This window comes from Providencia sp. Marseille-Q8014 (genome assembly GCF_965112055.1).
The window spans coordinates 4,064,190-4,088,378 of the sequence record NZ_CBCOPT010000001.1 but is presented as its reverse complement, the minus strand read 5'-3'; the positions used below and the strand labels follow the sequence as shown (position 1 = coordinate 4,088,378).

General features: G+C 39.0%; 24 protein-coding genes. 14 read left to right on the top strand and 10 right to left on the bottom strand.

The annotated features are described in order from the left end of the window. Positions 1-8: 8 nt before the first annotated feature. The gene (locus tag ACWPW6_RS18345) at positions 9-779 is read right to left on the bottom strand and encodes a glycosyltransferase family 25 protein (RefSeq protein ID WP_154635713.1); all 771 of its coding nucleotides are present in this window, start codon (positions 777-779) and stop codon (positions 9-11) included. A gap of 449 nt (positions 780-1,228) precedes the next feature. Further along, positions 1,229-2,092, bottom strand: a complete 864-nt coding sequence (locus tag ACWPW6_RS18340) for a YicC/YloC family endoribonuclease (RefSeq protein ID WP_154622530.1) — start codon at positions 2,090-2,092, stop codon at positions 1,229-1,231. 122 nt (positions 2,093-2,214) lie between these two features. Here ACWPW6_RS18340 and rph point away from each other — a divergent pair, with 122 nt between their 5' ends. Then, entirely contained in the window at positions 2,215-2,928 is a 714-nt protein-coding gene (gene rph, locus ACWPW6_RS18335; RefSeq protein WP_250000534.1) for a ribonuclease PH, read from the top strand. A gap of 127 nt (positions 2,929-3,055) precedes the next feature. Continuing rightward, positions 3,056-3,697: an orotate phosphoribosyltransferase gene (pyrE, locus tag ACWPW6_RS18330; protein WP_154622531.1), complete on the top strand. Its 642-nt coding sequence runs from the start codon at positions 3,056-3,058 to the stop codon at positions 3,695-3,697. 229 nt (positions 3,698-3,926) lie between these two features. Here pyrE and slmA read toward each other — a convergent pair whose 3' ends face one another. From slmA to coaBC, 3 genes are all read right to left on the bottom strand, one after another. Then, positions 3,927-4,526, bottom strand: a complete 600-nt coding sequence (gene slmA / locus ACWPW6_RS18325) for a nucleoid occlusion factor SlmA (RefSeq protein WP_154622532.1) — start codon at positions 4,524-4,526, stop codon at positions 3,927-3,929. 595 nt (positions 4,527-5,121) lie between these two features. Continuing rightward, positions 5,122-5,577, bottom strand: coding sequence for a dUTP diphosphatase (gene dut / locus ACWPW6_RS18320; RefSeq protein WP_154622533.1), 456 nt, complete (start codon positions 5,575-5,577; stop codon positions 5,122-5,124). Next, on the bottom strand, positions 5,564-6,769 hold the full coding sequence (gene coaBC, locus ACWPW6_RS18315) for a bifunctional phosphopantothenoylcysteine decarboxylase/phosphopantothenate--cysteine ligase CoaBC (RefSeq protein WP_154622534.1): 1,206 nt from the start codon (positions 6,767-6,769) through the stop codon (positions 5,564-5,566). Before coaBC ends, dut begins: the two co-directional genes overlap by 14 nt. Positions 6,770-6,949: 180 nt before the next feature. Here coaBC and radC point away from each other — a divergent pair, with 180 nt between their 5' ends. The 9 genes from radC to ACWPW6_RS18270 all read left to right on the top strand — a co-directional run bounded on the left by radC (position 6,950) and on the right by ACWPW6_RS18270 (position 14,981). After that, complete coding sequence (gene radC / locus ACWPW6_RS18310) at positions 6,950-7,618, top strand: RadC family protein (protein ID WP_163863676.1); 669 nt, start codon at positions 6,950-6,952, stop codon at positions 7,616-7,618. 251 nt (positions 7,619-7,869) lie between these two features. Further along, on the top strand, positions 7,870-8,106 hold the full coding sequence (rpmB, locus tag ACWPW6_RS18305; protein ID WP_004924239.1) for a 50S ribosomal protein L28: 237 nt from the start codon (positions 7,870-7,872) through the stop codon (positions 8,104-8,106). Between the two features lie 11 nt (positions 8,107-8,117). Continuing rightward, positions 8,118-8,285: a 50S ribosomal protein L33 gene (rpmG, locus tag ACWPW6_RS18300; protein WP_004924244.1), complete on the top strand. Its 168-nt coding sequence runs from the start codon at positions 8,118-8,120 to the stop codon at positions 8,283-8,285. 197 nt (positions 8,286-8,482) lie between these two features. Continuing rightward, positions 8,483-9,547 carry a lipopolysaccharide core heptosyltransferase RfaQ gene (gene rfaQ, locus ACWPW6_RS18295; protein ID WP_247047557.1) on the top strand — a complete coding sequence of 355 codons (1,065 nt, stop codon included), beginning with the start codon at positions 8,483-8,485 and terminating at the stop codon, positions 9,545-9,547. A 1-nt stretch (position 9,548) separates the two neighbouring features. After that, entirely contained in the window at positions 9,549-10,673 is a 1,125-nt protein-coding gene (locus tag ACWPW6_RS18290; RefSeq protein WP_249999532.1) for a glycosyltransferase family 4 protein, read from the top strand. After that, positions 10,666-11,463, top strand: a complete 798-nt coding sequence (gene rfaP / locus ACWPW6_RS18285) for a lipopolysaccharide core heptose(I) kinase RfaP (RefSeq protein WP_154622537.1) — start codon at positions 10,666-10,668, stop codon at positions 11,461-11,463. The genes ACWPW6_RS18290 and rfaP overlap by 8 nt, the downstream gene beginning before the upstream one ends. Before the next feature lie 24 nt (positions 11,464-11,487). Next, positions 11,488-12,495, top strand: coding sequence for a glycosyltransferase (locus tag ACWPW6_RS18280; protein WP_249999529.1), 1,008 nt, complete (start codon positions 11,488-11,490; stop codon positions 12,493-12,495). Between the two features lie 58 nt (positions 12,496-12,553). Then, on the top strand, positions 12,554-13,579 hold the full coding sequence (locus ACWPW6_RS18275) for a glycosyltransferase family 8 protein (RefSeq protein WP_272578499.1): 1,026 nt from the start codon (positions 12,554-12,556) through the stop codon (positions 13,577-13,579). 421 nt (positions 13,580-14,000) lie between these two features. After that, positions 14,001-14,981, top strand: a complete 981-nt coding sequence (locus tag ACWPW6_RS18270) for a glycosyltransferase (RefSeq protein ID WP_163863405.1) — start codon at positions 14,001-14,003, stop codon at positions 14,979-14,981. A 31-nt stretch (positions 14,982-15,012) separates the two neighbouring features. Here the strand turns inward: ACWPW6_RS18270 and ACWPW6_RS18265 are convergent, their stop codons facing one another. Then, positions 15,013-16,251 carry an O-antigen ligase family protein gene (locus ACWPW6_RS18265; protein ID WP_249999526.1) on the bottom strand — a complete coding sequence of 413 codons (1,239 nt, stop codon included), beginning with the start codon at positions 16,249-16,251 and terminating at the stop codon, positions 15,013-15,015. A gap of 204 nt (positions 16,252-16,455) precedes the next feature. On the opposite strand from ACWPW6_RS18265, the gene mutM reads away from it, so the two are divergent. After that, the gene (gene mutM / locus ACWPW6_RS18260) at positions 16,456-17,265 is read left to right on the top strand and encodes a bifunctional DNA-formamidopyrimidine glycosylase/DNA-(apurinic or apyrimidinic site) lyase (RefSeq protein ID WP_196714187.1); all 810 of its coding nucleotides are present in this window, start codon (positions 16,456-16,458) and stop codon (positions 17,263-17,265) included. A gap of 1 nt (position 17,266) precedes the next feature. Here the strand turns inward: mutM and coaD are convergent, their stop codons facing one another. Next, positions 17,267-17,752: a pantetheine-phosphate adenylyltransferase gene (gene coaD, locus ACWPW6_RS18255; RefSeq protein ID WP_247047210.1), complete on the bottom strand. Its 486-nt coding sequence runs from the start codon at positions 17,750-17,752 to the stop codon at positions 17,267-17,269. 215 nt (positions 17,753-17,967) lie between these two features. Here coaD and waaA point away from each other — a divergent pair, with 215 nt between their 5' ends. Continuing rightward, entirely contained in the window at positions 17,968-19,245 is a 1,278-nt protein-coding gene (gene waaA, locus ACWPW6_RS18250) for a lipid IV(A) 3-deoxy-D-manno-octulosonic acid transferase (RefSeq protein ID WP_249999524.1), read from the top strand. A gap of 208 nt (positions 19,246-19,453) precedes the next feature. Next, positions 19,454-20,920, top strand: a complete 1,467-nt coding sequence (locus ACWPW6_RS18245; protein ID WP_154624182.1) for an ArnT family glycosyltransferase — start codon at positions 19,454-19,456, stop codon at positions 20,918-20,920. A gap of 75 nt (positions 20,921-20,995) precedes the next feature. On the opposite strand, the gene rfaC is transcribed toward ACWPW6_RS18245, so the two are convergent. From rfaC to rfaD, 3 genes are read right to left on the bottom strand one after another with little or no spacing between them, the layout of a single operon-like run. Then, complete coding sequence (gene rfaC, locus ACWPW6_RS18240; RefSeq protein ID WP_196714185.1) at positions 20,996-21,958, bottom strand: lipopolysaccharide heptosyltransferase RfaC; 963 nt, start codon at positions 21,956-21,958, stop codon at positions 20,996-20,998. Continuing rightward, entirely contained in the window at positions 21,958-23,004 is a 1,047-nt protein-coding gene (gene rfaF / locus ACWPW6_RS18235) for an ADP-heptose--LPS heptosyltransferase RfaF (RefSeq protein WP_154624180.1), read from the bottom strand. Before rfaF ends, rfaC begins: the two co-directional genes overlap by 1 nt. A 10-nt stretch (positions 23,005-23,014) precedes the next feature. Continuing rightward, complete coding sequence (rfaD, locus tag ACWPW6_RS18230; protein WP_154624179.1) at positions 23,015-23,953, bottom strand: ADP-glyceromanno-heptose 6-epimerase; 939 nt, start codon at positions 23,951-23,953, stop codon at positions 23,015-23,017. Positions 23,954-24,189: the final 236 nt, after the last annotated feature.

Sequence of the window (24,189 nt, the reverse complement as noted above, 5' to 3'; positions counted from 1 at the left end):
AATTCCTATTAGTATTTTAGTGAACGGAAAAATTTTCTTATTTGCAAGAAAAATAAAGATATTTTACTTTCAATGAAACCTTTTTGTCGTCTGGTTTTTTTTTCTGTAATCCTATATTTCTCAATATTACTATTTTCAAGTGTTAGTATTGGATGCTCAATTATTTCAGTCAAAAAGTAACCATCTACAATTTTGAGCTTATAAAATAAATTCCATGAATCAGCAACATAATAAGCTTTGTCAAATAGAGTAATTAATTTTTCACACTCATCTCTATGAATTAAGTAACAACATGTTCTAAATAATTTACTTGGTTTGTAAGTGACTTTTCTAAAAACAACATTACCGATTTTAATTTTATTAAAAAAACTGAGAGAAAGGCGTTTTCTTGAATTTAAGCCTTCTTGACCACCTAGTAAGTAAATATTATTCTTTTTGAGTAAGGATGTTTTTTCATTATTTAACTGTTTAACGAGATCTGATAATTTATCGCTAATAATAGCATCATCTTCTAGAATAATTGCCCACTCATAATTGCTATTAACAATTTTTTTATATATTAATTGATGGCTGAGACTACATGCAACTTCATTAGCACATGAGGGCTTATTATATTGAAAGTTTAGTGAGTTAAGGTAGTCAGATGGCAAATCTTTGCCTTCGACAGCATCGATCATTACCCAAGACAACTTTTGTGCTGATAGCGAATCAGTAATTTTTTTTCGACGTTCAATATCTTTTTTTAATGAAACTATGAAAATAGGGATGTTACTTTCCATAACAGCGGATCCTGTATCGTTATGCAACCTTTTTGTATTATAAATAAAAAATGATAATTAGTCTTCAGATATTATTCCATTATTGTTAAAAATAATGCTCCTAGACTATTATTGAAACCCTATCAATGCATTGATTATATTGGTTTTTTCTTATGGTGAATGCATGGGGTGTTTTGCTCGTTTAGCTGGAAAATGCAATGCGACCATTATTAAAATAGCTATATTTAAAATAAAGCACACTTAAAATATTTTTTAGTTATTAATGAATTAAAGTAATATAAGGTTATACGTCGGTATGCTTTCTAATGATTTTTATTTTTGCTGTCCCTGTATTAAAATTCTTAATAGAAAGACAGATAAAGAGTGGTTGGAATTCATATATAAGATAAATATAAAGCCAGTAAAAATTTAGGTATAGAGAATGAACCGGCTTTATATTTTATAATGCGTTATTCAATATTTTGAATTTGTTCTCTCATTTGTTCTATCAACACTTTGAGCTCAACGGCTGAATTGGTCACTTCACTATTGATAGATTTTGATGCGAGAGTATTTGATTCACGATTAAACTCTTGCATCATAAAGTCTAGGCGTCGACCATTGGCTTCTTTTTTCTTGAGAATATTACGCGTTTCTTTCACGTGTGCTTCCAGCCGATCCAGTTCTTCGGCGACATCGACACGTTGAGCTAATAAAATGAGTTCTTGCTCTAAACGGTTGCTATCTACTTGAATATCAGCTTCTTCTAATTTGGTTTGTAGGCGCTCACGCTGCCATTGCAAAATTTCGGGCATATGCTGACGGACTTTTGCAACTTCAACCAGTACTGCATCCAGACGTTGTTCGATAAGAGCGTGTAACGCAGCGCCTTCAGCTTCTCGGCTTTGAATAAATGCATCTAATGTCTCATCAAGCCCTGCTAACAGCTGCTCGCTGATCGCATCTAAATCCTGCTCGCCCGCTGACATAACACCAGGCCAACGTAGAATTTCTAATGGATTAATTTCGCCTTCATGACTGTAATTTTTTACCCAGTTAGCCGCACTAATAATTTGACGAGCTAAATTTTCGTTAAGGATTAATTCTCCTCGATTTGCTCCATCTAATTCAAAACGTAGATTACATTCAACTTTGCCTCGAGTCAGGCGAGCACGAATTCGTTCACGAACCACTGGCTCAAGACTTCGTAATTGTTCTGGTAAGCGGATATAGGTTTCTAGATAGCGTTGGTTAACGGAACGCAGCTCCCAGGCCGCACTCCCCCATTCACCCTTGATATCACGGCGGGCAAAAGCGGTCATACTACGGATCATAATTCGTTCCTATCAAAATGAATATAAGAGGGATTATAACGCTATGAGTGATGTCATGATAGGCATTATCGTTTTAAGGACGTATAATGCGCGGCAATTTAGTTGAAAATGGAGATAACACCATGCGTCCAGAAGGCAGAATGGCAGACCAAATGCGTCCGATTAAAATATCACGCAACTATACTAAGCATGCGGAAGGCTCTGTTCTTATTGAGTTTGGCGACACTAAGGTGTTATGCAATGCAACTGTCGAAGAGGGAGTGCCTCGTTTTTTAAAAGGTCAAGGCCAAGGCTGGGTGACAGCAGAATATGGCATGCTACCTCGAGCAACAAATTCGCGTAATCAACGTGAAGCGGCAAAAGGTAAGCAGAGTGGGCGTACAATGGAAATCCAACGTCTAATCGCACGATCTTTACGCGCAGCGGTTGATTTGAAAAAGTTAGGCGAATATACCATTACGTTAGATTGTGATGTGATACAAGCAGATGGTGGTACTCGTACAGCAGCTATTTCAGGGGCTTGCGTTGCGTTAGTCGATGCACTTAATAAAATGGTTGAACAAGGTAAATTGACGGCGAGCCCTTTAAAATCGATGGTAGCCGCAGTCTCTGTAGGAATTGTGAATAATGAAGCTGTATGTGACCTTGAATATATTGAGGACTCTGCGGCTGAGACCGATATGAACGTCGTTATGATGGATGATGGTCGTATGATAGAGGTTCAGGGAACTGCCGAAGGCGAACCATTTAGCCATGAAGAGCTATTGTCGTTACTTGCATTAGCAAAAACGGGACTAGAATCTATTTTTGAAGCTCAACGAGAAGCGTTGAAATAAGAATATTTTTAATAGGCGGCTGAAATAGTCGCCTTTTTTATGTCTGGTGATTTTTTCGAGCTCACCTCACCAGTATGTGTATCATCGTATTAAATATATTGACATTAAATATTGAGGAGATTGACCCATGAAAGCCTATCAGCGCGAATTTATAGAGCTTGCCATGAAAAAACAGGTGCTTAAATTTGGTGAGTTTACGCTGAAATCAGGCCGTAAAAGCCCCTATTTCTTTAATGCTGGGCTGTTTAATACGGGGCGTGATCTGGCACTGGTTGGTCGATTCTACGCGCAAGCTCTCAAAGAAAGTGCAATCGAATGTGATGTTTTGTTTGGGCCTGCTTATAAGGGGATCCCAATAGCAACGACGACAGCAGTTGCACTTGCTGAACATCATAATATTGATATGCCATACTGCTTTAACCGTAAAGAAGCCAAGGATCATGGTGAAGGTGGCACATTAGTGGGCTCTCCACTACAGGGGCGTGTGGTGGTTGTCGATGATGTTATTACAGCGGGTACGGCAATTCGTGAATCGATGGAAATTATTAAACAGCAAAATGCGACACTTAATGGCGTCCTTCTCTGTCTTGATCGTCAAGAAAAAGGCAAAGGTGAGATCTCGGCGGTACAGGAAGTTGAACGCGATTATCACTGCAAAGTTTATTCAATTATTACGATGAGCGACTTGATTGCTTACCTCGCTGAACGAGAAGATATGCAACAACATCTCATCGCGATGCAAGCTTATCGTCAGCAGTATGGTATTTGAGGTTAATCAGCTGTTGTCTTCTTATTCAGGGTAATCACTTTTTAGATGAAAGTCAGATAAGAGGGATTTGGGCTAGTCATCCTACAATGATGAGGAGCTGCACAGATGAATGGCATTCATCATGTCCTGGATTTGAGCTTGTTTACCCTAAGGTAATCAAGAAACAGGTAAATAAAGAAAAAAGCCCTCGCCCAAAGAATGTGGGCGGGGTGAGTAGTTGTTTAATCTGTTATTGTAACTGAGCTAAAATTAAAGGCCAGCGTGATTCAAATTCTACTGTGGGTCGATAACGGAATTCTGAACGTACAAAACGCGACAACATTCCTTCACAAAATGCGAGCAGTTGGCTTGCAAGAAGGGATTCATCATGCAGAAAACCATGCCCATCTCGTATTTTTTTCTCTTTTAATACTTGGCGTAATTGTGACTCTATTCGTTCAAATAATTGGTTTATACGACCTTGCAGCCTATCTTGCTCAAACATCAGGGCGTGGCCGGTCATAATACGGGTCAGCCCCGGGTTTTTCTCTGAAAAGCCTAAAATAAGGGCTAAAATCAGTTTAATGCGAGTTAGCGTATCTTTCTCATCGCTTAGGATAAGATTGATGCGCGAAACTAAAGAGTCCTCGATAAACTCAATTAAGCTATCGAACATTTTCGTTTTACTCGGAAAATGACGATAAAGTGCAGCTTCAGATACTCCTACAGTTGCTGCAAGCTTTGCAGTTGTAATTCGTTGACTACCATCACTACTTTCTAACATCAGCGCCAGAGACTGCAAAATCTCTTCACGTCTGTTGCGTTTTTTTGTTATCGCTTTTTCTGCCATGTCTGATAAGACCCCTGCTAAAACAGCAAAACAAACTATCTAAAATTTTGCCCCGAGTAAATAGAAAATAAAGGGCAAAAAGTAGATAAAAGAGCACGATATCGATGAAGTTCGGCTGGCTTAAAAGGGCATATGCTTGTTGTATCGTTAGATGGTATATATTTGTGACCTTGCATGTGGCATGTAAAGTGACCATTTTCAGCCTTCGAGGGACGAGTTTCTTGCCCGCGAACTTTTTATCAATGGAACCTTACTTGCCCCTTGCGCGACTTAGCGTATTAGCTCCTCAGTAAAATCATAAAGAGGAGAGCTAGTAGGCTAAGCCATCAATTTATCTTAAAAAGCTGACAAAATAACAGCCTATATTTCACGAATTGCTATTGTTGTCAGTTTCGAGATATGGTCTGTTAGGACGTATACCTCGTTTAGATAAACATATCGCTACCAACAAAATACCCTTTAAAGCAACTAAACTGTCGTACTAAAATGATACCGTCTATTTTTCGCTAAACTCACTGATAAGTTTATTTGTTATTCCATCATGAAATATGGATTTGGTATTATCAGTAAAGCTAAGAATTAGGAGTAAGCAAATTTATTGACGTCCTGAATGTCCGAAGCCTCCAGCGCCTCGTTCTGTCGCATCAAAGTCATCGACAATATTAAATTCAGCTTGAACGACTGGAACGAAAACCATTTGGGCCATTCGTTCGCCCGGTTCAATGGTAAATGTCTGGTTGCCTCTGTTCCATACAGACACCATCAATTGCCCTTGATAGTCAGAGTCAATCAATCCAACTAAATTACCAAGTACAACACCATGTTTATGGCCAAGACCGGAACGCGGTAGGATGACTGCTGCTAGCTGCTCATCAGCGATATGAATCGCGAGGCCAGTAGGGATTAACTCTGTTTGACCCGGCGCTAAATCGATTGGTGCATCAAGGCAAGCACGCAGATCTAATCCCGCTGAGCCAGTCGTTGCATAAGTTGGTAAAGGAAACTCGTTACCAATACGGGGATCAAGAATTTTCAGATCAATTTTTTTCATAACGTTGAAGTATCTCGTCTAATAAACGGTGGCTTAATTCAAGTTTACTACTGTGTGGTAAACGGGTGTCGCCAAAAGCATCAAAAATATGCAGTGCATTGTTATCACTGTTAAAACCATTATCAGCGAGCGAAACATCATTCGCACAAATTAGGTCTAACTGTTTTTGTTGGCGTTTCTGACGTGCGTATTCTTCCACATTCTGGGTTTCGGCTGCAAATCCAACCACATAAGGGCGATGTTGTGCTAATTGGCCAACACTGGCAACAATATCAGGATTTTTGACTAATGTAATGGCAACTTCATCACCCTGTTTTTTAATTTTATTTTCAGCAATTGTTTTTGCACGGTAGTCAGCGACAGCCGCACAACCGATAAAGATATCTTGCTCAGTGATAGTTTGGTGCACTTTTTCGTACATATCGAGAGCACTGATAACATCAATTCGCGTGACTCCTGCCGGTGTCGCTAAAGTCACTGGGCCTGCAATTAAAGTCACTTGTGCACCACGTTGACTGGCTGCTTCAGCAATAGCGAACCCCATTTTTCCTGAGCTGTGATTACTAATAAAGCGGACTGGGTCTAAATCTTCACGGGTAGGCCCTGCCGTAATCATAATTTTTCGATTTTGTAAGTCAGTTCGAGAACGGAAGTGTTCACAGGTAAAACGTACAATCTCTAATGGATCGAGCATTCTTCCTGGGCCGATGTCACCGCAGGCTTGGCTGCCATCATCTGGCCCCCAAATCATACATTGACGTTGTTTCAGTTTGATTAAATTTTCTTGTGTCGCCGTTGCTCGATACATTTGTTGATTCATGGCAGGAACAACCGCAAGCGGCGCAGCCGAAGCTAAACAAATGGTGGTCAATAAATCATTCGCCATACCAGCACTTATTCGAGCAATTAAATCTGCTGTAGCTGGCGCTAATATGATGATATCGGCCCATTTAGCGAGCTCAATATGGCCCATTGCTGCTTCCGCCGCTGGGTCGAGTAAATCGTCAGAGACGGGATGACCAGAAACCGCCTGCAATGTTAAAGGTGTAATAAAGGCTTTTGCCCCATGAGTCATAACAACGCGGACTATAGCACCCTCATCACGTAAGCGACGAGTGAGCTCAGGAATTTTATATGCGGCAATACCACCACTTATGCCGAGGACTATTTTTTTACCTAATAGCTGTGCCATCGTTTTATCCATCTAATCATCGTGAAGAGCATATTATCATATCAGAAGTGTCAGCGAGAGTACTGTATATATCATCACCCTTTTATTTTTTGCGAAGCGTTACGCAAATCAACAATTGATGTGTTGTTGTCGTTACCGCCTATGTATAGAAAGAGAAGCAGCAAGGGGCATAAGGGGGTGATAATGGAGCATGAAGAGAGCTTAAAGCCAAGGGAGAAAATATTGGCGTATGGTGCCGCAACGCTGACGGATGCAGAGTTATTGGCTATTTTTTTACGAACGGGTAGCCAAGGCGAATCCGTTTTACAACTTGCGGAGCGTTTGTTGAAAGAGTTCGGCTCTTTATACTTACTCTTACAGTCTGACTACACAAAGCTAGCAAAATGCAAAGGTGTCGGTGTTTGTAAATTCTCTCAATTTCAGGCGATTAGTGAGATCGCACGGCGTTTTTTTACTGAACAATTTTTATATGAAGATGTGATCTCTGAACCTAACCATTTAAAAATACGATTACTTGAATTGTTTGCTGGGCAAGAAAGAGAAGTTTTTGTGGTACTCTTTTTAAACAATCAACATCAAATTATTAGTTATGAAGAACTCTTTAAAGGAACTATCAATCGGGTAGAGGTTCATCCCAGAGAAATTATTCGTTATGCCATGAAAATGAATGCAAGTGCGGTCATCTTGGCGCATAATCACCCATCAGGCAATGCAGAGCCTAGCGAAGCGGATAAACAAGTGACTTTTCGTATTAAAGATGCTTGTAGCTTAGTGGGAATTAAATTGCTTGACCATTTTGTTGTTGGACATAAAAATTGTGTTTCATTTCTTGAACGAGGGTGGTTGTAAAAGCATTTTTTTGACTAAAAAATGACAACTTTTGCCGCATTGGGCTTGAGTGAGAACGATTGAAAGCGTATACTACGCCACCTTTGAGGATCTTGGGTTTGGCGAGAAGAGCCTATCTCAGTAAATTTTTTACTAAGATGATAACATTCTTTTCAGTCAATAAAGTTTGCTGAGATGGGCTCCTAAGCCTGACGAGGCGGCCATACCCAGAACAAAAAAGCTCGAGCTGATTAGATTTTTGGAGAATAGACATGTCACGAGTCTGCCAAGTTACTGGCAAGCGTCCAATGAGCGGTAACAACCGTTCACACGCATTAAACGCGACCAAGCGTCGTTTTTTGCCAAACCTGCACTCTCATCGTTTCTGGGTTGAGTCTGAGAAACGTTTCGTAACGCTGCGTGTATCTGCTAAAGGCATGCGCATTATCGATAAAAAGGGTATTGATGCTGTTCTTGCTGAACTGCGTGCCCGCGGTGAGAAGTACTAAGGAGCTAAAAAATGGCTAAAGGTATTCGCGAGAAAATCAAGCTGGTTTCTTCTGAAGGTACTGGTCACTTCTATACCACGACGAAGAACAAGCGCACTATGCCTGAAAAACTGGAAATGAAAAAATTTGATCCAGTTGTTCGTAAGCATGTGATCTACAAAGAAGCGAAAATTAAATAATTTTTGTTTTCTTATTAAAAAACCCAGCTTTGGCTGGGTTTTTTATTTTCAAAATCAAAAAACTATACTTATACGCATTCAAGGCTATATCGATTATTCCTAAAGTAGTAACATGTTCGTTCTTGATTGAATTAATAGTGTTAGTTTTTGTCAAAGAACTATGTCATTTTGCGTATAGATATCATTAAGAGTGTCTGGTGAAAAAACAGTTTAAAAAAATTCTTGTTATCAAGATGCGGTTTCATGGGGATATGCTACTGACTACGCCTGTGATCAGTACATTAAAGCAAAACTATCCTGATGCCGAGATTGACGTGTTACTTTATCAAGATACGATCCCTATTTTGTCTGAAAATAGGGAAATCCATGCCTTGTATGGAATTAAAGGTAAGAAGGCTAATGGGCTCAGTAAAGCCTGTAACTTTGTCAATTTGTTATTAAAATTACGTCGTAATAAGTATGATTTGGTTGTAAATCTTGCAGACCAATGGATGATATCAGTGCTTGTGCGGGCTATCCCTGCTCAGGTAAAAATTTCACATAAATTTGCTCATCGAGAGTCGACGTTTTGGCATAATAGCTTTACTCATTTGACTGCACCTCACGGTGAACACGTTGTTATGAACAATCTTTCTGTTCTTGAACCGTTAAAAATCAATAACCTTAAAACAGATTTAACGATGTCATATGCAGAGCAAGATTGGAAAAAGATCGATCAGCAGCTATTGGAACTTGGTGTTCATAGCAGCTATGTCGTCATTCAGCCAACGGCACGGCAGATATTTAAGTGTTGGGATGATGAAAAATTTGCGGAAGTCATTGATGCGTTGCAATCCCGTGGTTACCAAGTGGTATTGACTTCTGGGCCAAGTCAAGATGACCTTGATTGTGTTGAAAATATTGCATCCCATTGCCACACTAGGCCCATCACTGAGTTGGCGGGTAAAACGACATTTCCTGAACTTGGTGCACTCATTGCCCACTCTGCGTTATTTATCGGTGTAGATTCTGCCCCAATGCACATTGCAGCAGCGGTCAAAACACCCATAGTTTGTTTGTTCGGTGCAACCAACCATGTATTCTGGCGTCCGTGGAGTGAAAACGTAGTGCAATTCTGGGCGGGTGACTATGAAGCTATGCCACCACGCGAGAAACTCGATAGAAATAAAAAATACCTTTCTATCATTCCTGCATCTGACGTTATCAAGGCAACAGAAAAAATGTTGCCGATGAATATTCGTTCAATAATGACAAGGTTCTAATATGATTTTGGCATTTTGTCTGTACAAGTATTTTCCGTTTGGTGGTTTACAACGTGATTTCTTACGTATTGCGTTAGCGTGTCAGGCAAGAGGGCATCATATCCGCGTTTATACTCAATCTTGGCATGGTGAGAAACCTGCTGGTTTTGAAATTATGATTGTACCAGTCACATCGAAAACCAATCATGGACGTAATGCACAATATTGTGAGTGGGTGCACGCTCATATCAAACAATATCCAGTAGACCGTATTATTGGTTTCAATAAAATGCCTGGCCTAGATGTATATTATGCGGCGGACGTTTGTTATGCAGAAAAAGTCGCTAATGAAAAAGGTTTTTTTTATAGGCTAACTCCCCGTTATAAGCATTATGCAACGTTTGAAAAGGCCGTATTTCAAGTAGGAAAACCTACCAAATTATTAATGCTGACTCCTCATCAAATTGCACATTTTAAAAAACATTATGCTACAGAAGCATCGCGTTTTTATATGCTACCGCCGGGTATTGCGCAAGATAGAAAATACGATAAGCAGATCCCCAATGCACGGCAAATTTATCGAGAAAAAAATCAGATACCTCCGTCAGCGTATTTGTTATTGCAGGTTGGTTCCGACTTTAAGCGTAAAGGAGTCGATAGAACCTTAAGAGCAATGGCTGCATTGCCTGAAGAGATTAAGAAAAATACGCGATTAATGGTTGTTGGGCAGGATAAACCTGAAAAATATCAGCGTCTAGCCAATACACTGGGCATAGGTCAACAAGTCTCCTTTTTTAGTGGGCGTAATGACGTTGCTGAGCTAATGGCAGCGGCAGATATTTTAATGCATCCAGCATACCAAGAAGCCGCGGGTATTGTGTTACTGGAGGCTATAACAGCAGGTTTACCTATTATTGTTACGGAAGTTTGTGGTTATGCCTCATTTATTGCTGATGCTCAATGCGGCATGGTGATCCGTGAACCATTTGAGCAAAAAACGTTAGATTCCGCGCTTTCAGAAACTCTGCAAAATAAACAACAATTAAAAAATTGGGCAGAAAAGGCGCGACATTTTGCAGATACAGAGGACTTATATAGTTTACCTGAAAAAGCGGCTGATATTATTTTAGGACATCTAGATGATTGAACTTAAAACACCTTTTAGTGAGCTATGGAAAAATAAAGATCCTTTTGTGGAAACTGAGCAGTTAGAAGGTGAGGTGTTTCGTCAGCTAGAAAGCCGCAAAACATTGCGCTTTGAGCTTGGTGGAGAGAGCTATTTTATCAAAATCCATTATGGTACAAGTTTAAAAGAGGTGTTAAAAAACCTGTTTTCATTAAGGTTACCAGTATTGGGTGCTGATAGGGAATGGAACGCGATACATCGGCTAACAAAAGCGGGTGTGGATACGATGGATGGTCGTGCATTTGGGCAAAAGGGGATGAACCCGCTACGTCGACATTCCTTTATTATTACGAAAGATTTAACGCCAACGATCAGTTTGGAAGATTACTGTGCCAATTGGTCAAGCCTAGCGCCTGATTTTACAGTCAAACAATTGATTATTCGCCGTGTTGCTCAAATGGTACGTAAAATGCACGCCGTTGGTATAAATCACCGCGACTGTTATATTTGCCATTTTTTACTACACTTGCCTTTTTCAGGTGAAGAGCAGGACTTGAAAATCTCGGTGATAGATTTACATCGAGCACAACTCAGAAAAAAGGTTCCAATACGTTGGCGTGATAAAGACCTTATTGGGTTATACTTTTCTTCATTAAATATCGGCCTAACAAGCAGAGATATTTTCCGTTTTATGAAGGTTTACTTTGATTTGCCTTTACGAGATATTTTAAAAGAAGAACAGGCTTTGATACTCAAAGCGGGAAGCAAAGCAAAAAAAATCCAAGAGCGTACAAAGCGCCGTGGTTTATAGATAAACAATTTGTTGGGGTCTTATATGGTCGTTGAATTTGATAAAATGATACAACAAGTTATCCCGCTCGGTGTGTCAGACTTAGATATTTCATCTTATTTTCATGTCGCCTATGGCATTGATCATCATTTTTTATATGGCTGTGGCGTATCTATTGCCTCGTTGTTGATGCACAATGAGCATACCAATTTTTCTTTTCATGTATTTATAGACGATTCAATTAGTGATGCGGATTTAGCTCTGTTTAGGGAGCTCAGTGACGACTATAATGTACAAATCACCCTCTATATAATTAATTCTAGTAGTATAAAAACACTTCCGACGACTAAGAATTGGACGCATGCCATCTATTTTCGATTTATTGTTGCCGAATACTTTATCAATAAAATAGATTATCTATTGTATTTAGATGCCGATGTTGTTTGTAATAATTCGATTGAAGGGCTGACTCAGTTAGACTTACAAAATAAAGTGGCTGCGGTTGTCACTGAAAGGGATGAAAATTGGTGGAAAAAACGGGCTCAAACGTTAGGTTTCCCCGAAGTATCCGCTGGCTATTTTAATAGTGGTGTGATGTATGTAAATTTAGCCGCTTGGAAAGAAAATCAGGTTACAAAAAAATCAATGTCATTGCTTATGGATACGAATATTAATCATAAGATTAGTTATCCTGACCAAGATGTATTAAATATATTATTAGCAGATAAAGTCATTTATTTGGATGCTGTTTATAATACACAATTTAGCTTAAATTATGAGTTAAAAGATCAATTTCACTATCCTGTTACTCAAAACACTATTTTTATTCACTATGTTGGACCAACGAAACCTTGGCACGAATGGGCTACTTATGAAACAGCCAAGCCTTTCTCTGATGCTCGATCAGCGTCACCTTGGAATAAAGTACCATTATTAAAGGCTAAAAGTAGCAACCATTTACGTTATTGTGCGAAGCATAATATCAATCAAGGCCACTATCTATTTGGATTTCTTCTCCATTTTAGGTACTTATTATCTAAGCTTAGTAAATAATTAACATTTACGTTTTAGTGAAAAGTAGCATAAAACAATATTTTATTATTGGAGATAAATGATGAATTTTAATATCCATGACATAGTGACTGAGAGATATGTTTTAAACGATAGTGATGAAGACTTAAATGAAAAATACCTTAATATCGTTTATGGCTCAGATGAAAACTACCAGTTTGGAGCAGGAGTTTCAGCAGTATCTTTGTTAATTAATAATCCTAGTACATCTTTTAGATTCCACTTTTTTTTGGATACGATAAATCCTAATTTTGTTGATAAATTAAAATGGATTGCTGAACAATTTTCAACACAAATAATTGTGTATAAACTGAATCACGATTTTTTAGAGAAATTACCTGCCTGTGACGTTTGGTCATCAGCAATGTATTTTAGGCTGATCGCGCTTGATTATTTAGCTTTTCATTATGATTATGCACTATATCTCGATGCAGATGTAGTATGTCATAGTGAACTAAATTTAGATGCCAATATTCTTAGCCAAGTTATTTGTGGTGTTGTTCTTGATAGTGAAATGGTGAGAAGCAAAAGTGGGTCAAGGTTGGGTGTACCTGAATTAAGTACACGGTACTTTAATTCAGGCGTGATGTTTATTAATTTAAAAAAATGGCAAGAATATGAAGTGACTAAACGTTGTTTAGCACTATTATCTGCACCGGATGCAAAGCAACGTTATAAATACCCTGACCAGGATGTGTTAAATTTGATTCTGGTGGATAACCAAGTTCAGCTTAATCAGCGTTTTAATACTATTTATACCTTAAAGAATGAGCTATATGATCGAAGCCATAAAAAATATCAACAGGTGATCACGGATAATACCACGTTGATACATTATACAGGGATCACTAAGCCATGGCATACTTGGGCAAACTACCCGTCTGCTAAGCCTTTTTATATCGCTCTTGAGCAGTCGCCATGGTGTAAAAATGATTTAAAATCAGCAAGTAAATTTGTTGAAAGAAAAAAAGAATATAAGCACTTATTGAAACAAAAAAAGATTGTTGCTGGCTGTCTGTGTGGAATCCAATACTTGTTGATGAAAGTTTTTCGAAATAAAAAATAGTAATATGCTAAATAAATGGTTTTTACTGTGAAGTTTATTAATCCTTCCTTAGTCACTGTCTGTCGTGAGAATGAAGGGTACCCTTATTACTCAAAAGTGAATGATAGGCATTGTTTATGCATAGTGTTCACAAATTTTGCCTCTGTGAAAGGGATAATAATTGATATGCTGGATAGGGAAGCATATTGAATGCGTTCGATTGAGTTAAGGTAGCATCATAATGTCTTGATTTTTATCGTATATCAATATTATTGTAGATGTTAACATTTCGATTTATATATTTTCAGAATATTATGAATAGATACTAGGTTATGATAGAATTTTTGTATGTTCTGTAGTTGTTTGATTTGGACTGAAAATAAAAACAGTCTTCCGGTTACAAAACAGGTATCGAATAATAATATTCAGTAAGGTCAACAAAATGTTAAGCCATGAAATGATCAAATCTCTAGTTGAAATAAGTGGTAGCAAAGCTAGTGATGGTGATAAAGCGTATTTTCATATTGCTTATGGGGTTGATGAAAAGTTCCTCTACGGTGTTGGTACATCAATCTCTTCGATACTCCTTAACAATAAAGAGACGCATTTTCATTTCCATATTTTAGTTGATAGCTTAGTTGACGAGAATCTTTTTCAGCAGTTAATTGCAAATAGTTACCATAAAATCACGGTTTATCTGATCGACATCCAAGAATTTAAACGCTTACCATTGCCATCACCAGCTTGGAGCCACGCCATCTACTTTAGATTAGTGATTATTGATTATCTGTCTCAATCAATCGATAAATTATTGTATTTAGATGCGGATATTATTTGTAAAGGTAATCTCGAATATCTAAAAACATTAGAATTTAATGAGCATGTTTACCTTTATGCAGTAAAAGATAAATTTTGCAGTGAAAAGAAACAGTTGCCTATGGATATGAGCAAATACTTTAACTCTGGGTTTTTATATATGTCGATTCAGGAAATGGTGAAAGCAGACATACCCAACAGAGTTATTGAATTAGTAAAAAATAATAATTTTACTCATCCAGATCAGGATGCATTGAATATTTTATTAAATGATAAACTGGTTAATATAAGTGAAAATTTCAACTTTATGTTTTCTTTAGATTGGTATATTACTAGCAAAAGAAGCACTAATAATATACCAAATGATGTTGTTTTTATTCACTTTGTTGGTTTAACTAAGCCATTTCATGAATGGGCTATTTTCTATAAAGAGTATCAGTTTTTTGATATTGCACGACAGAATTCGCCTTGGAAGAATATTCCCTTACTCAAAGCCGAAAATTACAAGCAATTATCTCGCAAAAAATCACATCTAAGAAAAAATAGAAAGTTTTTTCAATTTTTATTAGCAACAGTTGAATATATAAACAAGAAAATATTTCATTGATATCATGCTGACATTGTCAGCATGAATATGACTAATGGATGCGCTTTTGGTTAATTAAGATAGCAACGAAAATATTGTATAGGAAGAAAATATCTAAAAATATAAATTCAAAGAGGCAGTAGATTAAAAAATAGCCAATAGAGGAGGCAAAGATACCCACATTTAAAATATTTTTTTGCGATTTTATATTTCTCATTAAATCTTTTAAGTTAATAACATAAGCAATAATAAATAACAGCAACCCACCTAAACCTACATTATATAAGATGTTTAAGAAAAATGGGTCATCATTATTATGTACATATTCATTTTTGCGTTGTGAAAATTTTCCGCCACCACGAAATCTTTCTGCATTATTATCATTCAGATACTGGTTGTAAGAGACAGAACCATACCCAACACCAAATAGAATATTTTTAGTTTGATTCATAAAAATAGGGAAACGTGTCATCACAATTTTGTCTCTACCTGATGAAATGTTTTTTGCGTCTAGAGTTTGGTTTATCTTATTTTTTACTTGAGGAATGGTGGTATAAGCGATGGTTGTAACACTTAAAGAGGCAATGGCAAAAATAACAATGTATAAAGTAAATTTTTTAATACTTTGAGAAAACAAAAATAAAATAATTAATGTTTCAATAACTACAGCAAGTACGCCTCCACGACTACCAGTATAAAGTAAAAAACAAAATGCAAAAATGGATAAAATAAACATTGCTACTTTTAATAGATTATTTTTAAAAATAAATAAGGCAGCGAAGGTAAATGGAAAAAGCAATGTTGTATAGTGAGCAAAACCATACCTAAGCTGTAAAAATAGAGGTAAGTCACTATCTTTAAATTGTTTTAATATTGGAGATATAAAAAGAGTAAATGCCAAAGTAGCAATCAAGGCATAACTTATTGTTTTTATTGATTTTGATTCGTTATTTCTGAATGCGATTAAAAATAACGTAATGATAATGACATAGCGCCAGTCATTGAAAAATTCTTTCAGCGCTTCTAGTGTAAATTGAGAGTAAGTAAAAAATATCGCGCATAAAATACACCATAAGCTAAATAAAAAGAATACTTTTCGTCCTCTAACTAACTGAATAAGGTCATCTTTGATATTTATTTTATTTTTAATAATGGTATAGACAGTATAGAGAAAGAGTAAGACAGCAGAAATATTTAACACGCCTTGAGTATCATTTGTAAACATACCCAATATGACAAGGGAAACTAATAAAAAAGGAAATTGACTAATAATATAGTTTTTTATATTCACAAGTTTGCCTATCGATTGCTGTCAGATTTTTGTCGGTGATCAAAAGTGACGATATTGTGTTAGATAACGGATCTTTGATTGCTAATAGGCGAATTGTATTTATCATATACTTGAATGTCCAGTTGATCAGTGGGTTAACATGGTCAGTTCGTTTAAGGTATTTTGATTTTTATATTAATCATATCGCTGTTTAAGGATCTATTCATGCCAGAGCTACCCGAGGTTGAAACCAGCCGCAGAGGCATAGAGCCTCATCTCGTCGGTAATATTATCCAATATGCCGTAGTGCGTAATGGCCGTTTACGTTGGCCTGTTTCAGAACAGATCAAAAGTTTATCTGATGAGGTTATTTTAAGTGTTCAAAGGCGTGCGAAATATCTATTAATTGAACTACAACAAGGTTGGATAATCATTCATCTCGGTATGTCGGGCAGCTTACGCATTTTGTTAGAAGAGTTGCCTGAAGAAAAGCATGACCATATTGATTTAGTATTAAAGGATGGCAAGGTTTTGCGTTATACCGACCCGAGACGCTTCGGGGCTTGGTTATGGTGTGACGACCTTGCGACGAGCTCTGTCTTGGCACATTTAGGGCCTGAACCTCTTTCGGATGAGTTTAATGCTCAATATTTATTTGAGCAGGCAGCAAAACGAAAAATTGCTATCAAGCCTTGGCTGATGGATAACAAGGTGGTCGTCGGGGTGGGGAATATTTATGCGAATGAAGCGCTATTTGCGGCAGGTATTTCGCCAGAAAAAATCACGAATACATTAACGCTTGAGCAATCAGAGGGTTTGGTTACACAAATTAAGAAAGTATTGCGGCGTTCCATTGAACAAGGTGGAACAACGTTGAAAGACTTTTTACAGTCTGATGGTAAGCCTGGTTACTTTGCCCAAGAATTATTTGTTTATGGTAAAAAAGGGGAACCTTGTTTGATGTGCGGGACGCCGATTATGAGTATCAAACAAGGTCAACGCAGTACTTTTTATTGCCCTCAATGCCAAAAATAATTTAAATTTTATTGAGTTTTTTTAGCATCGCTTCTGCAACGAGTGGTGGTAGGAAAGAAGAGATATCACCATCATGAAGAGCAACATCTTTGATCAGTGATGATGAAACGAATGACAAGCTTTGTGAAGGAAGTAGAAATACCGTTTCTAATTCAGGCACAAAATGGCGGTTCATATTGGCGAGTTGCCATTCATATTCGAAATCAGCGACTGAGCGAACGCCACGGATCAAGATGTTGGCACCATGCTTTTGTGCGAAGTTAGCCATGAGCTCTGAGAAGCCAACGACTTCTACGTTATCTAAATGTGCGGTAACGTTTTGCGCAAGTTCCACGCGTTCTTCAAGGGTAAACATAGGGCTTTTGCGTTGGCTATTGGCGATGGCGAGTAACACATGGTCAAACATTGCTGCTGCACGAGAAACAATATCAATATGGCCTGATGTTATGGGGTCAAAGGTGCCAGGGTAAATCGCTTTGTGTTTCATAAATTGTTATCTCGTTGTTTATTAATACTTATTTATGTAAATTTAAATTAAGTAATATGTGCATATCATCAACATTATCGACTATTAAGGGGAGTTGCAACTCACGAATAGCCGCTTAAGTTAATTTCAAGTCTATTTTTAGGTGCATATTCTGCACACTTTCATAAAAGGTTTATGTTAAGATAGCGCCAATTTTAGTAAGTGAATCAGATCGAATGTTATTGCGTTTATATCAGGTACTGCTTTATCTTATCCAACCACTCATTTGGATTCGTCTATTAGTGCGAGGTCGCAAGGCTCCCGCGTATCGTAAACGCTGGGGAGAACGCTATGGCTTTTGCGCCGGTAAAGTTGCGCCAGGTGGTATTCTGTTACATTCCGTCTCTGTTGGTGAAACACTTGCTGCTGTGCCTTTAGTAAGAGCACTACGACATCACTACCCATCATTACCAATAACAGTGACAACGATGACCCCAACGGGTTCTGAACGTGTGGTATCCGCATTTGGTGATGATGTTTATCATGTTTATCTCCCTTATGACCTTCCTGGCTCGATGCTCCGTTTCCTCAACCACGTTGATCCTAAGCTGGTCATCATTATGGAAACGGAATTATGGCCTAATATGATTAATCAGCTTAATCGCCGACAAATTCCATTAGTGATTGCTAATGCACGGTTATCAGAACGTTCTGCCGCGGGTTACCAAAAACTGGGTAGTTTCGTGAAGCGTATGTTGCGGAATGTCACGATGGTAGCAGCACAACATCAAGAAGATGGGGAACGCTTCATTAAGCTTGGTTTAAGACGGGTGCAATTGAATGTGACGGGTAGCTTGAAGTTTGATATTTCGGTGACACCGGAACTTGCTGTTCGTGCAGTCACATTACGTCGGCAATGGGCAGCACATCGGCCCGTTTGGATCGCAACGAGTACTCACGAAGGTGAGGAAGCCATTGTTTTAGATGCCCACCAACAGTTACTTACCCAGTTCCCTGATTTATTATTAATTTTAGTGCCTCGTCATCCTGAACGTTTTAGCAAAGCGGAAGAGTTGACACGTAAAGCAGGACTAAAATTCATCCGGCGTAGTGAGGGGATTGTTCCTACCGCAGAGACACAAGTCGTGATCGGCGATACGATGGGCGAATTGATGTTGCTGTATGGAATTGCGGATTTGGCGTTTGTCGGTGGCAGCCTTGTGGAAACCGGTGGACATAATCCCCTTGAGGCAGCCGCTCATGCATTACCTGTATTAATGGGGCCACATACATTTAACTTTAAAGATATTTGTGGAAAGTTAAAGCAAGCGGATGGCCTAATCACGGTGACTGACAGTGATTCGATGACACAAGCCGTGACAAGTCTTTTATCAGACGAAGATTATCGTTTGTATTATGGGCGTCATGCAGCAGAAGTATTGCATGAAAATCAAGGCGCATTACAACGGTTGCTCAAGCTGTTACAGCCTTATTTACCTCCTAGAGAACAATAATTTTAGTCATTATCTTTAATTCAGAATTTTTTAACTTGAATAAAACGACAATAGATAATGACTATTTGTCTACTCTTCTTATTATTCACTATAAACTATAGTAGAATCTGCCGTTTAATTTCCATTACGACTATTCGCCTTATGTTTCTGTAAGTTATAAAAGGGCTGAATAGATGGTGGGTACCTTTACTTGATTATTTAAGACAGTATGCCAACAATCAATCAATCAACATCAAACAAATATGTTTATTTATGGGTCATTGGCTATGCGGTTGCATGGATTTTAGCCAGTTTCTATTTAGACCCCACTGTACCTTATGATACGGTAGAGGCCGTTAACTGGGGGATGAATGGGGAGTGGGGATCACCTAAAAATCCTTGGTTTGTTGGTGCACTTATGTGGCCAGCTATCCACTTAGGTATATCCTACAGCTTTTATTGGTACTTTATTCATTTTGTCGGTATTGCCTTCGGTTTATTAGGCGTTTGGAAATTAGCCTATTATTTAACAGAACGTCGTGATTTAGCGTGGTTCGCGATGCTCATGTTGAATTTATCGGGTGTCATTAATTTTGATATCATCCCTTATAATGATAACTATATTTTAGTCACTTTCTGGGCTTGGATAATCTATTTCTTCCTACGTGCTGTTTATGAAAACCCAACATGGTGGCTGTTATTCGCGCTATGTGCTGGGTTAGCGACAATGGGTAAATACTCCACGTTATCCCTTGTAGGCTCAGTATTTCTCTTGACGTTATTCGTTAAGCAAGTTCGTCAAAGTTATCGCTATCCTGTTTTCTATTTAGCGATAGCCCTTTGGTTCGCCATTGTACTACCTAACTTCTTTTGGCTAATGGCCAGTGATTTTTCTGCCTTTAAGTGGGTAGATTCACAGATCGACCCAGGTTTTAATTTACATACGACCCAAGCCGCGTTAAGCGTATTTTATCCTTTAATTATTGCGGCAATTATTTTGTATTGTTGCGGTGGGAAATTAGGTTGGCCAAAAACTCTGGCGAATCGAATGGCAAATTTTTTAGTCCTTTTCCCTCTTATCGTTATTTATGGTTGGTTTTCCTTCCATGATGGTGGTCGTATTACTGAGTGGCTACAACCCTTTATGGCGGCCTGTGCTCCGTTATTTATTGGTTCGATAACGGTTATGCCAACGAAGTCGTTAAGAAAACCACTCATTGGCTTAGCCATTTTTGGTGTCGTTGTTTTGTTAGGCTACTGCATTGTGCAGGCCGCAAATATCCGAGGGGCAGGCCAAAAGTTTATTGGTGTAAAAACGCTGATTGCAGAAGGTGAAGAGCGTTGGTATCAACGTTATGGGGTTCCCTTAAAATATGTTGGAGGGGAAGATAACTTACACCAATGGTTTATTATTTATGCTAAAGATAGACCACATGTGATCCAGCCTTGGACTCTTGAGCATCATATGCCGCCAAATGTGTATAACCGTGGCATTACAGAAGAAGAAATTCGCCAGCATGGCGCTATCTTATTGGGGCGTAAGTATGATGACTGTGCTCATGAAAACTTTGATAAAGTTCGTAAATATTGGCCACAGTTCAGGATAGAAAAAGAAGATGTTATTTACCGCTCTGAGCCGGATGCCGAACCTGAAACCATGTGTTTTGGCTTTATTGCTCCTGAGAAATCCAAATAAACGACAATAAGCGGCGATATTGCCGCTTATTTTTTTACACTAAGCGATGATGGCTCATAATAAGCAGTAAACGGATTAAAGAGAGTCTTTTAATTGAGCAAAGACAGTAGCCGCTTCGATAGTGTCCATCGTGTGTTTATCCGACTTAATTTCATGTTGCTCTAAACCATAACCACCAATTAACCCAGGGTCTGTTGGGCCGAATAGGGTGAAATTTGGTTTATCTAAGGCCGCGGTTAAATGGCTAAGACCTGTATCAACAGAGACGACCGCCTTCGCATTAGCAATCTGTAGAGCCACTTCCGCTAAGGTTAATTTAGGCAAAACGTCGACAAAATTAAATCCATCCGCGAGGCGTAATGCTCTTTGGCGTTCATGTTCAGCACCCCATGGCAGCTTTATTCTTAAACCACTTTCCGCCATTAATGCAATAAGTTCCCGCCAGTGGCTTTCAGGCCAGTGTTTATCATCACGGGTCGTTGAATGCAAAAATACGACGTAATCATCTGTTGTGACCGTCGGTGCATGTAAAAAATGTTGAGCGATTGCGTAGTCACCTTGTGTGTTGGGGCAATCATAGCCAAGGCTTGCGGCAAATAGTTGGCGAATACGCTCTACTGCGTGTTGTTGCTTACTGATTTGATATTTATAGTCGTAAAAAAAACTGGCAATTGGTTCCCGAATACTATGGCGATCATAGCCATGTTTCGGACCATCTGCGAGGCGAGTGACCAGAAATGCGCTTTTTAATAAGCCTTGTGCATCAATAATGGCATCATAATGCGTCGCGGTAAGCTGCTGGCGAAATTGAGCACGTTCGGCTCGGATTGGCGCAGAGAACCAATTCTTACGCCAACGACGAATGGCGACAGGGATCACTTGATGAACGGCGCTGTGCCATGTTGGGATCTGGGCAAAGCCTTCTTCTACTACCCAGTCAAATTGAATCTCTGGGAAGGCCAGTTGTGCATCCGTTAATGCCGGTAGGGAGTGTAAAACATCGCCCATCGATGAGGTTTTAACTAACAGTACACGCATTAATCGACACCTATGTGTAATCGCGCTAATGCCTCAATCACTAATTGCGGTTGAATATCAATTAAGCTTTGGTGATAGCCACTTTCCCCATCACCTTTACGGACTTTATGGTAGCCACTGATTAAACGAATCACTTCTGCTTGATGGGATAGTGGAGGTGTAAAATCGGGACTACTCGGGCCATAGAGTGCGACAAGCGGTTTACCTAATGCAGCGGCGATATGCATTAATCCGGAATCATTACTAATAACCGCTTGGCAACTGGCAATAAGGCTGACAGCTTGCTCTAAAGATGTTTTTCCCGCAAGGTTACTGCAATGTTCGTTGGCACTGTCTGTTAGGCTTGCGCGAATTTCTTCGCCTACATCATGATCTTTTTGTGAGCCAAATAAGAGAACTTGATAGCCTTTTTCACTGATCAGTTGTTCAGCGAGGGCGGCATAATGATAATGGGGCCAGCGTTTTGCCGGGCCAAATTCGGCGCCGGGGCAAAAGCCAATGATGGGGCGCGTTGTATCGATGCTAAAAACATTCATCGCATCGGTAACTTCTTGTTCGTTAACGACAAGTTTGGGCCATAAAATAGGCTCAGGAATATCTGCTGCACTATGAATAGTGTGCTTATCATAAGCCAATGCTACATAGCGCTGTACCATTAATGGAAATGCGCTCTTATCTAATATACGTAGGTCATTGAGTAATCCATAACGCATCTCACCACGCCAGCCGGTCCGTTTAGCAATTTTAGCAAAGAAAGGCACGAGCGCAGATTTAAAGGAATTAGGGAGAACAATCGCTTGGTCATAACCATTATGGCGTAAGCTAAGACCAAGCTGGCGACGCTCACCGATAGCGAGCGCACCATGACCTAATGGCATTGGGATGGCTGCATTGACCTCGGGCATTTTGGCTAATAGTGGACGGCACCATTGCGGAGCCATCACATCAATTTGTGCTTGAGGATATTGAGCCTTGATTGTGCGATATAGGCTCTGTGACATCATCATATCCCCTACCCAAGAGGGGCCGATCACCAATATTTTCATAAAGTATGTATTAGTCTTCTTTATTCAGCCATTGCATATATTCGGCAACACCTTCAGCAACCGTTTTGAAGGGGGCTTTGTAGCCAGCCGCACGTAATTTAGTCATATCCGCTTGTGTGAAGCTCTGATAGCGGCCTTTGAGTTTTTCTGGGAATTCAATGTATTCAATAGCAACATTTTTGTCATTATGGAAGTGTGTTACGGCATCAGCCACCGCTTGGAATGATTCCGCACGGCCTGTTCCACAGTTAAAGATCCCAGAAACATTATTCTGCCAGAACCATAAATTAACGGCTGCCACATCACCAACATAAATAAAGTCACGGCGAAAACCATCGCTACCTTCAAAGAGTTTTGGTTGCTGCCCTTCATTAATCTGTTTATTTAGATGGAAGGCAACACTTGCCATGCTGCCTTTATGGTTTTCACGGGGGCCATATACGTTGAAATAGCGAAAGCCACAGACCTGTGATTGTGCTTCAGGTAAAATTTCACGTACATATTGGTCAAACAGGAACTTAGAGTAACCATAAACATTAAGTGGTTTCTCAAATTCACGTTCTTCGATGAAGTTATCACTGCGGCCGCCATAAGTGGCTGCGGAGGAAGCATAAAGGAAAGGAATTTCACGCTCTAGACAAAAGTGCAGTAACTCTTTTGAATATTGGTAATTGTTATCCATCATATACTTACCATCCCACTCTGTCGTGGATGAGCAAGCACCTTCATGGAAGACCACATCGATATCACCAAAGTCATCACCAGCCATAATACCGGCAATAAAATCTTCTTTATCAATATAATCAGCAATATCGAGGTCAACAAGATTGGCGAATTTAGTTCCATCTTTCAGGTTATCTACGACTAGGATGTCTGTACGACCTGCATCGTTTAATGCTTTTACAATATTGCTACCAATAAAACCAGCTCCGCCAGTGACAATGATCATCGGGTGTACCTCAAGTGGTTAATGACATATGGAACATGAATCTATCCATAATTTACTCTAAATGTTTCGAGGTGCAGCTAGGCGATAAGTGAATGGGTCGCTAGGCGCATATATAAGTATGCGACTCGTGTGAATGAATGAAGTCAACAACGCTGCAACTTGAAGTATGACGAGTATAGCATTTCTCTGCGCTGACGACACCATAACGAATAGACAAACATTCTAGAAGTGACATT